Raw genomic sequence first — 12,414 nt, 5'->3', positions numbered from 1 at the left:
GGCCGGGCACATCCCAGTTTGCTCGACGGTATTATGGTGCCTTATTATGGTGTTGATACGCCGTTAAAACAGGTGGCTAACGTGGTGGCTGAAGACAGCCGTACATTAGCGCTGACTGTGTTTGATAAAAGTGCGATTCAGGCGGTAGAGAAAGCCATTATGCAGTCTGATCTTGGCCTTAATCCCATGAGTGCCGGTGCCTCCATTCGTATCCCGTTACCTCCACTTACTGAAGAACGTCGTAAAGATCTGATTCGTGTGGTTAGGAATGAAGCCGAGGGTGGACGGGTGGCTATCCGTAACATCCGTCGCGATGCCAACAGTGATGTAAAAGAGTTACTTAAAGAAAAAGAAATCAGTGAAGACGAAAGTCGGGCGGCAGAAGAAAATATTCAGACGCTAACCAATGACTTTATAAAAAAAGTGGATGCCATGTTGGCAGACAAAGAAAAAGAACTGATGGAAGTTTAAGTAGATACTATGTTAGGAAAGCGGTCTAGCGCAGCGCCCGCAAAGACTGACGGCCCCGAGGATATTCAGGGGCCGCAGCACGTTGCTATTATTATGGATGGTAACGGTCGATGGGCACAGAAAAAAGGTAAAATTCGAACTTTTGGTCACAAAGCAGGTGTTGAGTCTGTGCGTGCCGTAGTGCGATTTGCCAGAAAAAACAGTATTAAATCGCTGACCTTATTTGCTTTTTCCAGTGAAAATTGGAAACGGCCTGAAGAAGAAGTGTCAGTATTGATGGAATTGTTTAATCTTGTTTTAAACAACGAAGCCAAACGTCTGCACAAAAACGGTGTGCGGTTAAAAGTGATTGGCGATGTGTCTGCCTTTGACGACAAATTAAAGCAAAAAATCCGCAAAGCAGAGGTCATGACCGCCGAGAATTCAGATCTTGTACTCAATATTGCAGCAAATTATGGTGGACGATGGGATATCGTCAATGCCGCCCAGCAATTAATGCAAGATGTCACAGCCGGTAAGCTTGGGGTTGATGAGATCAATGAAGCGACCTTCGATGAACGCATTTCAACGGCGGGCTTGCCCGAATTGGACTTGCTTATCCGAACGGGGGGCGAGCATCGCATCAGCAATTTCTTGTTGTGGCAAAGTGCTTATGCCGAGCTGTATTTTACCGATGTACTTTGGCCCGATTTCTCGGAAAGTGTCTTCCAGGATGCTGTTGATGATTTTAAACAGCGCCAGCGAAGATTTGGCCTCACAGGTGAACAAGTCAGCGTTTAATTAGCTGGACTTGCATTATATGACAGCCGAAGCTGCCAAAGGAGCACAACGCCTACTATGCTAAAACAACGAATAATAACAGCATTAATCTTGGCGCCACTGGCGCTAATCGCCATTTTATTTCTTCCTGTTTGGTGGTTCGAAATTGCAGTGGCAGGTGTCATTGGACTCGGGGCCTATGAATGGGCGAATATGTCAGGGGTGCCAGCTCGTCCTCGCAAAGCGGCTTTTGCCCTGTTGGTCTTTGCCATATGTTTTATCTTATCCAGTATTGTTGATACCCAAACCATTTGGAACCAAGGGAAATTACACGGCTTGTACCATTTCATCCTCGGATTATCTGTGCTGTGGTGGTTAGCATCCTTATTTATGATCATTGCCTACCCACGGTATTCTTCATTTTGGCGCAGCAATAACCTTATTCGTATGGGGTTTGGTCTACTGACCCTGGTTCCCACCTGGGTTGCCGTTATCAGCTTGCGTACTAGCCTTTATGATGTCGATGCCCTCTATGGGGCATCGTTAATCTTTTATGTGTTGGGCATTGTTTGGGCAGCCGATATTGGCGCCTTTTTTGTGGGGGTTAAGTTTGGTCGTCACAAGCTACGTCCCAATGTGTCGCCAGGTAAAACCTTTGAAGGCTTACTCGGTGGTGTAGGGGCGTCCTTTGCCATTATCGCCTTTGCCGCACTGCATTATCAGGTAGCAGCATCGCGTATTTGGCTTCATCTTCTTATTGGTGGTATTACCGTTGCTGTCTCTGCCCTTGGCGATCTCAATGAAAGCATGTTGAAACGCTGTGCTGGCATTAAAGATAGCGGTAAGTTACTCCCCGGACATGGTGGTGTGCTTGACCGTATTGACAGTCTTACCGCGGCCTTTCCTATTTTTGCTTTTTGCTACGTAACTTGGATGGCATGATGCAAACAATTACTGTGCTTGGTGCAACCGGCTCTATTGGTTGCAGTACAATCGATGTTATTTTGCGTCACCCCGATAAATATCGGGTGTTTGCCATTTCTGGTAATAAGCAAATCGACAAGCTAATGAAGCAGGCGAAACAATGTGCTGCCCGTTATGTGGTGCTCTCTGACGTTCACCAATACGATGATGCGGTGAAAAAAGCCGCAGAGTATCAGGTCGACTCGGAAATTTTATGCGGGCCAAAAGCACTGGAAGAAGTGTCCAGTGCGCCAGAAGTCACCACCGTCATGGCAGCGATAGTGGGCGCAGCAGGTTTGTTACCCACCTTGGCCGCGGTGCGCGCTGGTAAACGAGTATTGTTAGCAAACAAAGAAGCTTTGGTTATGTCTGGGGCGTTGTTTATAGAAGCTGCCAATCAGTCGGGCGCAAAAATACTTCCCATCGACAGTGAACACAACGCCATCTTTCAATGTTTGCCAGATAATTTTGTCTACGGTAACCTAGCGGCTTCGGGGATTAAGCAAATTTTGCTTACTGGCTCTGGTGGCCCGTTTAGAACCCGTGAACTCGATACATTTAATAGCATTACTGTGGACGAGGCCTGCGCCCATCCAAATTGGTCTATGGGGCGTAAAATTACCGTGGATTCCGCCACCATGATGAATAAAGGGCTGGAATTTATCGAGGCTTGCTGGCTGTTTGGCGCATCAGTGGATGATATAACCGTGGTGCTTCATCCCCAAAGTGTTATCCATTCAATGGTTCAATATAACGATGGCTCGGTGATTGCGCAGATGGGAAACCCGGATATGCGTACGCCCATTGCCTACGGTTTGTCTTGGCCTGAGCGTATTGAGGCCGGTGTTGCGCAATTGGATTTTGCAAAAATGCAATCCCTTTCCTTTGACTCGCCTTGCTATCAACGGTACCCAAACCTTAAATTGGCCATTGATGCGTGTGCGAGTGGGCAGGCGGCTACCACTAGGTTAAATGCGGCGAATGAAATTGCTGTAGCGAGTTTTCTAGCCGGTAAAATTGGTTTTAATGACATTACACGGGTTAACGAAGAAACACTTAATGGGATGGAACCTATGCAGGTTTCGTCACTCCAACAAATTCTAGAAGAAGACCGCAAAGCACGAGAAATTGCTGATGGTTTGGTAAGAGGTTTAATATAGTGTTGTCTTTTTTATGGAGCCTTGGGGCTTTCATTGTTGCCCTTGGGATCCTTGTTGCGGTACATGAATGGGGGCATTTTATTGTCGCCCGTATGTGCGGTGTGCATGTTGAACGTTTTTCTATCGGTTTTGGTAAACCCTTTTGGCGCCGCACCGATAAAAAAGGGACAGAGTTTGCCATCGCCGCCATTCCCCTTGGCGGCTATGTGCGAATGCTTGATGAACGTATTGACGATGTACCGGAATCGCGGCGTCATTTAGCCTTTAATAATAAGCCCGTACTTCAACGTATGGCCATTATTGCGGCAGGACCCGGTGTAAATTTTGTGTTTGCCGTGTTCGCTTTGTATATCATGTTCCTCATCGGCCAAAGTACTGTGAAGCCGGTGGTCGGCAGTATCGCACCGACAAGTATTGCCCAAGAGGCGCAGTTAAGTGCAGGTGAGGAAATTATCAATGTGGGCGGTCATGACACCCCCGATTGGGAATCCGTGAATTTAGAATTAGTGTCTGCCATTGGCCATCAGCGTGTTGATATGACCTTGAAAGATAGCCAAGGACGTGAGGTCACGCGGACACTTAATATTAAAGACTGGAACTTTGATCCGGAAAAGCAGTCTGCATTAGATAGTTTGGGAATAACGCCATTTAGGCCGGCAATAACATTGGATGTTGCCTATGTCGCCGAAGAGAGTCCAGCGGGCAAAGCTGGGATACAAGTCGGCGATACCTTGGTCGCGTTAAATCGTGAACCGATTGAAGATTGGATGGCATTAGTCGAAAAAATCAAGTCTATGCCGGGTGAGTCTGTGCAAATTACCGTAAAACGGAATGGACAGGAGCAGGTGATTAATGCCACTATCGCTCGCCGAGATACCCCGGAAGGGCAAAATGGTTTTCTAGGTGTGAGCCCTTTAGCCGAACCCTGGCCCGATGGTTATGTATTTACCCATCAGTATGGACCAGTTGATGCGCTGTTTAAGGCAGCGGATAAAACATGGCGGTTAACCGCTGTGAGTGTGGAAATGTTAGGTAAGCTGGTTACCGGTGAAGTGTCACTGAATAACCTTAGCGGGCCCATTTCCATTGCGCAAGGAGCGGGAACCAGTGCCGGTTATGGTTTCGCCTACTTTTTGAGTTTTCTTGCGTTGATCAGTGTGAGTTTAGGCATTATCAACCTGTTGCCAATACCGATGCTTGATGGTGGACACTTGTTGTTTTATGCCGTTGAGTGGTTAACCGGCAAGCCTGTCCCCGAGGCAATTCAGGAATGGGGATTTAAAATTGGTGGGGCACTGCTTTTCATGATGATGAGTATTGCCATTTTTAATGACATAAGTCGCATCACCTAGCTATGTGTGTCGACAGTTTTAATTAGAACAGCAAACGCGGCCAGGAATAAAAGAATAGATGAAGTTAAATCAGTTAGTAGCAGCCGGATTAATGGTTTCCAGTGCTAGCTTCGCCCATGCTGCAGCGTCTGACAGTGAATTCGTTGTTGAAGATATCAAAGTTGTTGGACTCCAGCGCGTGGCTCTTGGTGCCGCGCTGACTTATCTGCCAATACAAGTGGGTGATCGCCTCAATAGTTTCCGTATCACACAAGCCATTCGATCCCTGTACTCATCAACGCATTTTGAACGTGTTGAAGTATTACGAGACGGCAATACGCTGGTAGTCAAAGTGGCAGAACGCCCCACTATCAGTAATATCATTTTTGAAGGCAATGATGATATTAAAGACGAACAGTTGCAGGAAAGTCTGGATGGAAATGGTATTCGCGTTGGTGAGCCATTGGATAAAACCGTACTGACTTCCATCGAAAATGGGCTGAAAGACTTCTTCTATAGCATTGGTAAATACAATGCCGACGTCACCGCGATTGTGACGCCCTTGCCTCGAAATCGGGTCGATTTAAAATTGCTCTTCGAAGAAGGGGATGCCGCCGAAATTCAGCAAATTAACATTGTTGGGAATGAAATATTTTCCGATGAGGAGTTAATGGATGATATGGAGCTGCAATTCGATACCCCATGGTATGACTTTTTGTCAGAAACCCGGTATCAGCAGCAAACATTGCAAGGGGATATGGAAACCCTGCGTAACCATTATCTGGATAGAGGGTATTTGCGGTTTAATATCGATTCAACGCAGGTGTCAATGACCCCTGAAAAAGACGGTATTTATGTCGCGCTAAATATCACTGAAGGCGAACAGTACACCATCTCCGATGTGGAGCTAGTCGGTGATTTGCTAGGCAATGAAAAATATATCGAGCGGGTACTACCTCTTACCGTGGGTGAATTATACGACCAAGCTGAAGTGACCTACACGGAAGAATTTATCAGTAAATACCTTGGGCGCTTTGGTTATGCCTACCCTGAAGTGACCACCATCCCAGAAATCAACGACGAAGATAAAACCGTTAAATTAACCCTATCTGTTAATCCGGGTAAGCGTATTTATGTGCGCCGAATTAATTTCTCTGGTAACTCGGTCACCTCCGATAGTGTGTTACGACACAATGTGCGTCAAATGGAAGGAACTTGGTTGTCCAACTCATTACTTGAGTCATCCAAAGGCGCGTTGTCACGTTTAACCTATATGGAACAGGTAGAGTATGAAACAACACGTTTGCCTGGAAAAGAAGACCAGGTCGATGTGGACTTTACCGTTAAAGAACAGCCTTCCGGTTCCTTTAATGCCGGTATTGGTTATGGTGATAGTACCAAGTTAAGCTTACAAGCCGGTATTCAGCAAAATAACTTTCTTGGTACCGGTAAGCAGGTGGGCTTAAATTTGAGCACCGTGTCTTATCAGAAGTCTGCTCAGCTAACCTATAACGACCCGTATTTTACCATTGATGGTATCAGTTTAGGGGGAAGCTTAGGATACAGCGAATTTGACGGTTCATCCTTTAACGTTATTCAGTACAACTCTAAACGTTGGTCTCTTGGAGCCAATATTGGTTACCCCATTAATGAGTTTAACCGGATCAACTTTGGCTTAACCTATTCAAACGTGGAGCTCTACAACACGGGGTATTATGAGCAAACGGAACAGTTCTATGATCAGTTCCGTGATACCTCTGATCCAGAAGCCTCCATCAATTATGATAGTTTCTTGGCCAGTGTCTCTTGGAGTCGTAGTACGCTAAACCGTGGTTTGTTCCCAACGGCAGGTTCTAGTCAGCGGGCGAGCTTCAGTATTACCACCCCTAACTCTGACGTAAATTATTTTAAAACGGTTTTTGATACCAAATTCTATTTCCCATTATCTCGAGATCAGCGTTGGTCAGTACTTACGCGCTTAAGACTCGGTTACGGAAACGGATATGGCAGTATTAATGGCGACGAACAAATTCTGCCGTTTACCGAGAACTTCACTGCGGGTGGTTCTGATTCGCTACGTGGTTTTGAGAACAACACGGTTGGTCCACGGGGTGTTATAAGAGCCAATTACGACACCATTACCAGCCCAGACGGAGAAGTCTATGCCGGTGATGCATCCACCGACAGTATCTCTATTTCTTCCCGTAGCCTCGGGGGGAACGCCATGGCATTAGGTGGCATCGAATTGATTGTTCCCACTCCCTTTGTGGATGTGGAATACGACAATTCTGTACGTACCAGTCTGTTTTTGGACGTAGGTAATGTTTGGGATACCGAGTTTGATTATGTAGAATATAGCCATTTAACTCAGCTGAATGAGTCTAGTGGCAAGTTAATAGACTATTCTGATTGGACATTGTATCGTAGTTCCGCTGGTATTTCTGTACAATGGGTATCACCAATGGGGCCGATGGTATTTAGTTTCTCCCGCGCTCTTCAAGAAAGGGAAGGGGATGATGCCAAGTTCTTTACTTTCAACATTGGTCAGACATTCTAATATAAACCCGGCAATGAACCGGAATAATTAATATAAAAAGGAGTTCCTTTTGAAACAGTTGGCAAGACAATTCGTTGCAACCTTGGTATTAGGTAGCGCACTGGTGAGTGCGTCTGCAATGGCTGAGCAAAAAATTGGTGTTGTAGATGTGCAGGGTGTGTTTCAAGCGATGCCTCAGGCAGCTGAAATTAGTAATAACATTCAGATGGAATTTAAAGACCAAATTGAAGAAGTGAATCAACTTCAAAAAGACGGTCAGTTCTATGCAGAACGTTTACAGCGCGATGCTGCAACCATGAGCGAAGACGAGAAAAAAGATCTACAGAGCAAAATTCAGAATGTGCGTGAGCAATTAGCGGCTAAAGGCCAGCCCTTGCAGCAAAACATTCAACGTCGTAGCAATGAAGAGCGCAATAAACTGCTCGGTTTAATCAAACAAGCTATTGACTCTGTTGCTGCGAAAGAAAATTATGATTTGGTACTCAATTCTGGTGCCGTAGCATTCGCAAAAGATCAACATGACCTTTCCGAGGAAGTCCTCGCACAGGTTAAGAAAATCAACTAATACTGTGGCTCGGTAACGGGCCAGTTACGTTGTCAGAGCGCTAAAATGCTATAAAAACAGACTAACGTCGAGAGGCGTTGGTCTGATTTGTTTTTGGTAGATATGCGCGTATGGTTGCCGCCATTTAAAATTAAAATACGGCAAACAGCCTACAGATTATTCAAGCAGGCTGGATTTGGCATAGGAGAGCGTTTTTTTGGCCAACACATTAAATACTATTGATATCCAGGAAATTCTGGATTTACTGCCTCACCGGTGTCCTTTTCTGCTTGTTGATCGGGTGACAGATTATGTCATCGGTGAATCAATAAAAGCCTACAAAAATATCACCATGAATGAGCCTTGTTTTACCGGTCATTTTCCCGGGCGGCCTATTTTCCCCGGTGTTTTAATTCTTGAGGCAATGGCACAAGCGGCTGGCGTTCTTGGTTTTAAAACCATGGGGCGATCCGATAAACTTTATTTATATGCCGGTATTGATTCGGCGCGCTTTAAGCGTCCGGTTACGCCAGGCGATAGACTGGATTTTGACGTGGTTTTACTGAAAGAGCGTCGCGGGATCTGGAAATTTAAAGGTACTGCAAGTGTGGATGGTGAAGAAGCCTGCAGTGCAGAATTTATGTGTGCAATCAGAGAGATAGTATAAGGTGATTCATTCTACTGCCGTGATTTCTGATAAGGCGACATTGGGAAATAATGTCACGGTTGGACCATTTTCCTATGTAGGCGATGATGTGGTTATTGGTGATGACTGTGTGTTGGAATCCCATGTGGTGATCAAGGGACCGACCACCATTGGCAAGCGCAATCGCTTTTTCCAATTTTGTTCTATTGGCGAAGAATGTCAGGACAAAAAATATGCCGGTGAAAAAACCTCGTTAACCATTGGCGATGATAATGTTTTTAGAGAGAGCGCTACGGTTCACCGTGGTACGGTGCAGGACAAAGGTGAGACAATATTAGGTTCAAGAAACCTGTTTATGATAAACGCTCACGTTGCCCATGATTGTGTCGTAGGAAACGACTGTATATTAGCCAACAATGTGTCCTTGGCCGGTCATGTTCATCTCGGTGACTTTGTGATTTTCGGTGGTGGTGCCGCTATTCATCAATTTGGCAAAGTGGGCGATCATGCTTTTGTAGGGGCCGGTGCCATTGTATTGCGAGACGTGCCTCCTTACGTCATGGTCAATGGGATTAAGAATGTGGCGGCAGGCATTAATTCTGAAGGGTTACGTCGTCGAGGCTTTTCTTCTGAAGAAATTATGGCAGTAAAGCGGGCCTATCGGGTTATTTATCGCGATAATAATACGGTGGATGAAGCTATCGCTAAATTAGCAGAACAAGCTGAGAAATATTCTGGAATAGAAGTCTTGGTGTCGTTCTTAAAAGAAGCGGAACGGGGCATTATTCGTTAATGCCCAATAAACCTTTACGCATAGCCGTGGTGGCAGGCGAACCTTCGGGTGATGTGCTTGCAGCAGGAATGATAAAGGAACTTTATCAACGGTTTCCCGATGCCATCATTGAAGGGATCGGGGGCGACAATATGCAGGCCACCGGTTTTACGTCATTATTTGATATGGAAACCTTATCGGTAATGGGGCTAGTGGAAGTCTTGTCTCATTTGCCCGCTATTCTAAAAGTTAAAAAGCAGTTATTAGCCCATTTTGAGGCTTACCCGCCAGATGTTTATATTGGTGTTGATGCGCCCGATTTTAATTTACGGGTGGAAAAAGTACTTAAAGCCCGGGGCATTAAAACGGTTCATTATGTCAGCCCCACGGTTTGGGCTTGGCGGGAAAAACGGATCCATAAGATAAAAGCGGCAACCAATCTGGTACTGGGGTTATTTCCTTTTGAAGCCAAGGTATATCAAAAATACCAGGTGCCGTATCAGTTTGTTGGCCATACTTTAGCCGATAGCATTCCCCTTCATCCTGATCAACACTCTGCCCGAGATGCACTAAATATTGCGCCGACTCGTCCGGTAATGGCGGTGTTACCCGGTAGCCGTGGCGGTGAACTAAAAGCTTTATTGCCGGTATTTTTAGACACTATGATCAAGGTTAAAAGCGCACTGCCAGAGTGTCATTTTGTTATTCCTGCTGCTAATCAGCATAGGTATGACACCATTAAATCCATGCTTGCTGACAGGGCGTTTTCCCATAATGATGTCACACTTACGCTGGCCAATGCACGACAAGCTATGATTGCCAGCGATGTTATCTTGTTGGCATCGGGCACGGCAACGTTAGAAGCCATGTTGTGTAAACGCCCCATGGTGTGTTGTTACAAGCTCTCGCCATTGACTTATAAAATGATGCAGTATTTGTATAAAGCGCCGTTTTTCTCACTCCCTAATTTATTGGCAAACGAAGCACTGGTGCCTGAATTGTTGCAAGAAGATGTAAATCCAGACTCTTTATCGTCCCATCTGATTTCGCTGATTAATAACGACAATAGTGCACTTATTAGCCGTTTTACCGCCATACATCAAACCTTGGCACTGAATGCCGACAGAATGGCAGCGCAGGCGGTTGGAGATATCATTAATGGGTAAATTAATCGCTGGTGTTGATGAAGTCGGTCGCGGGCCGTTGGTGGGAGATGTGGTAACCGCCGCTGTGATCCTTGACCCAGACAAGCCAATTTCAGGGTTAACGGATTCAAAAAAATTATCCGAAAAAAAGCGTATTGCACTGGCAACACTGATTAAAGAAAATGCCTTATGTTGGGCCATCGGTCGGGCAACGCCCCAAGAAATTGATCAACTCAATATTCTTCATGCCACCATGTTGGCCATGAAGCGCGCGGTGGAAGGGTTAACCATACAGCCCGATTTTGTGAGGGTCGATGGTAACCGGTTACCGGATTGGTCCTATGCCGGCGAAGCGGTGGTAAAAGGCGATGCCTTGCACAACGAAATATCCGCCGCTTCCATATTAGCCAAAGTAGAAAGGGATGCAGATATGGTGGCGCTTCATGCCCTGCATCCCCAGTATAACTTTGCCGGACATAAAGGGTATCCGACCAAGGCGCATTTTGCTGCGCTTGAAACCTACGGCGTGTTACCCTGTTACCGTATGAGCTTTAAACCTGTTCAGGCCCGTTTAGCACAAGAAAAATAAGAGAATTGTTCATGTCATCGCCTTTTATTCACTTACGTGTACACAGCGATTTTTCCATGATGGATGGGTTGAATAAAATAAAACCCATTCTCAGTCAGGTGGAAGCATTTAATATGCCCGCCGTGGCAATCACCGACCAGATGAACATGTGCGGCTTGGTTAAGTTTTATTCTGAAGCCCATAACCGAGGCATAAAACCCCTTATCGGTGCCGACTTTTGGGTCAGAAGTGACATGCTAAGCGATGAGCCTTTTAGGCTAACCTTGCTGGCCATGGACAACGAAGGCTACAAGAATATTACCTTGTTGATATCCAAAGCCTACTTACGTGGCGCTGTACATCATCGTGCGGTGATTGAACAACAATGGCTTGCCGAACATGCTAAAGGCATTATTGTGCTGTCTGGTGGGCTGCATGGCGATATAGGCGTAGCTTTAACTAAAAACCACAGCAAACTTCTGGACGCCGCTTTAGGCTTTTATCAAACCCATTTTGAAGATCGATTTTACCTTGAGTTAATTCGTACCGGTCGTCCAGGTGAAGAAGACTATTTGCACCGTGCCGTGGATTTAGCTGAGCAGGAAGGCTTGCCGGTGGTGGCCACCAACGAAGTCTGTTTTATCGAAAGGGAAGGCTTTGAAGCCCATGAAATACGGGTTTGTATTCATGATGGCTATACCCTTGATGATAGCCGTCGTCCTAAGCGCTACAGTGAACAGCAATATTTACGTAGTGCCGAGGAAATGGTTGAGCTATTTAGCGATATTCCCGAAGCCATCGAAAATACGGTAGAAATTGCCAAGCGCTGTAATGTCACGGTACGACTGGGTGAGTATTTCCTGCCCCAATTTCCCACCGGTGGTATGAGTACCGAGGACTTTCTGGTTAAAGTCTCAAAGGAAGGGCTGGAAGAACGTTTAGCCTTTCTTTTTCCTGATGAGGCACTACGCAATGAGAAACGGCCAGCTTACGACGAACGATTAGAGATCGAACTGGAAGTCATCAACCAAATGGGGTTTCCCGGTTACTTCCTCATTGTAATGGAATTTATTCAGTGGAGTAAGGACAACAATATTCCCGTTGGTCCTGGTCGGGGCTCCGGTGCCGGCTCGCTAGTGGCTTATGCACTTAAGATTACCGATCTTGATCCGCTAGAATTTGATTTGCTCTTCGAACGTTTTCTTAATCCAGAACGGGTTTCCATGCCAGATTTTGACGTGGATTTTTGTATGGATCGGCGGGATGAAGTGATTGATCATGTGGCCGAGCTATATGGTCGACAAGCGGTATCCCAAATCATTACCTTTGGTACCATGGCCGCTAAGGCGGTGGTACGTGATGTGGGTCGGGTACTTGGTCATCCCTATGGCTTTGTTGATCGCATTTCAAAACTGATCCCTTCTGATCCTGGAATGACTCTGGCCAAGGCCTTTGAAGTCGAGCCCCGTCTCCCCGAATTATACGATGAAGATGAGGA

The 12,414-nt window shown here is 45.9% G+C and carries 12 protein-coding genes; all 12 read left to right on the top strand.

The genetic code is table 11. The features are described 5' to 3' along the window. Positions 1 to 471, top strand: a 471-nt coding sequence (gene frr / locus V5298_RS14200) for a ribosome recycling factor (protein ID WP_332932105.1), incomplete at its 5' end; no start/stop codon positions are given. Positions 472 to 480: 9 nt separating this feature from the next. Next, positions 481 to 1,251 carry a polyprenyl diphosphate synthase gene (gene uppS / locus V5298_RS14195; RefSeq protein ID WP_332932104.1) on the top strand — a complete coding sequence of 257 codons (771 nt, stop codon included), beginning with the start codon at positions 481 to 483 and terminating at the stop codon, positions 1,249 to 1,251. Positions 1,252 to 1,308: 57 nt separating this feature from the next. Further along, the gene (locus tag V5298_RS14190) at positions 1,309 to 2,172 is read left to right on the top strand and encodes a phosphatidate cytidylyltransferase (protein WP_332932103.1); all 864 of its coding nucleotides are present in this window, start codon (positions 1,309 to 1,311) and stop codon (positions 2,170 to 2,172) included. Continuing rightward, a complete protein-coding gene (gene ispC / locus V5298_RS14185) occupies positions 2,172 to 3,353 on the top strand; it encodes a 1-deoxy-D-xylulose-5-phosphate reductoisomerase (protein WP_332932107.1) in 1,182 nt (393 codons plus the stop codon). Before V5298_RS14190 ends, ispC begins: the two co-directional genes overlap by 1 nt. Beyond that, complete coding sequence (gene rseP, locus V5298_RS14180; RefSeq protein ID WP_332932102.1) at positions 3,353 to 4,705, top strand: sigma E protease regulator RseP; 1,353 nt, start codon at positions 3,353 to 3,355, stop codon at positions 4,703 to 4,705. The genes ispC and rseP overlap by 1 nt, the downstream gene beginning before the upstream one ends. A 58-nt stretch (positions 4,706 to 4,763) precedes the next feature. After that, complete coding sequence (gene bamA / locus V5298_RS14175; protein WP_332932101.1) at positions 4,764 to 7,241, top strand: outer membrane protein assembly factor BamA; 2,478 nt, start codon at positions 4,764 to 4,766, stop codon at positions 7,239 to 7,241. A gap of 49 nt (positions 7,242 to 7,290) precedes the next feature. After that, positions 7,291 to 7,806 carry an OmpH family outer membrane protein gene (locus V5298_RS14170; RefSeq protein ID WP_332932100.1) on the top strand — a complete coding sequence of 172 codons (516 nt, stop codon included), beginning with the start codon at positions 7,291 to 7,293 and terminating at the stop codon, positions 7,804 to 7,806. A 196-nt stretch (positions 7,807 to 8,002) separates the two neighbouring features. Then, the gene (fabZ, locus tag V5298_RS14165) at positions 8,003 to 8,452 is read left to right on the top strand and encodes a 3-hydroxyacyl-ACP dehydratase FabZ (RefSeq protein WP_332932099.1); all 450 of its coding nucleotides are present in this window, start codon (positions 8,003 to 8,005) and stop codon (positions 8,450 to 8,452) included. A 1-nt stretch (position 8,453) separates the two neighbouring features. Then, positions 8,454 to 9,224 carry an acyl-ACP--UDP-N-acetylglucosamine O-acyltransferase gene (gene lpxA, locus V5298_RS14160; RefSeq protein ID WP_332932098.1) on the top strand — a complete coding sequence of 257 codons (771 nt, stop codon included), beginning with the start codon at positions 8,454 to 8,456 and terminating at the stop codon, positions 9,222 to 9,224. Beyond that, positions 9,224 to 10,369 carry a lipid-A-disaccharide synthase gene (lpxB, locus tag V5298_RS14155; protein ID WP_332932097.1) on the top strand — a complete coding sequence of 382 codons (1,146 nt, stop codon included), beginning with the start codon at positions 9,224 to 9,226 and terminating at the stop codon, positions 10,367 to 10,369. The genes lpxA and lpxB overlap by 1 nt, the downstream gene beginning before the upstream one ends. Continuing rightward, positions 10,362 to 10,937, top strand: coding sequence for a ribonuclease HII (gene rnhB / locus V5298_RS14150; protein WP_332932096.1), 576 nt, complete (start codon positions 10,362 to 10,364; stop codon positions 10,935 to 10,937). Before lpxB ends, rnhB begins: the two co-directional genes overlap by 8 nt. A gap of 11 nt (positions 10,938 to 10,948) precedes the next feature. Then, the coding region (gene dnaE / locus V5298_RS14145; protein ID WP_332932095.1) for a DNA polymerase III subunit alpha at positions 10,949 to 12,414 on the top strand (1,466 nt) is incomplete at its 3' end.

It is taken from the genome of Alteromonas sp. 14N.309.X.WAT.G.H12 (assembly GCF_036697315.1).
GTDB lineage: Bacteria > Pseudomonadota > Gammaproteobacteria > Enterobacterales > Alteromonadaceae > Alteromonas.
Note: the sequence above shows the minus strand (reverse complement) of the source record. Positions and strands in the feature narration are given on the sequence as shown.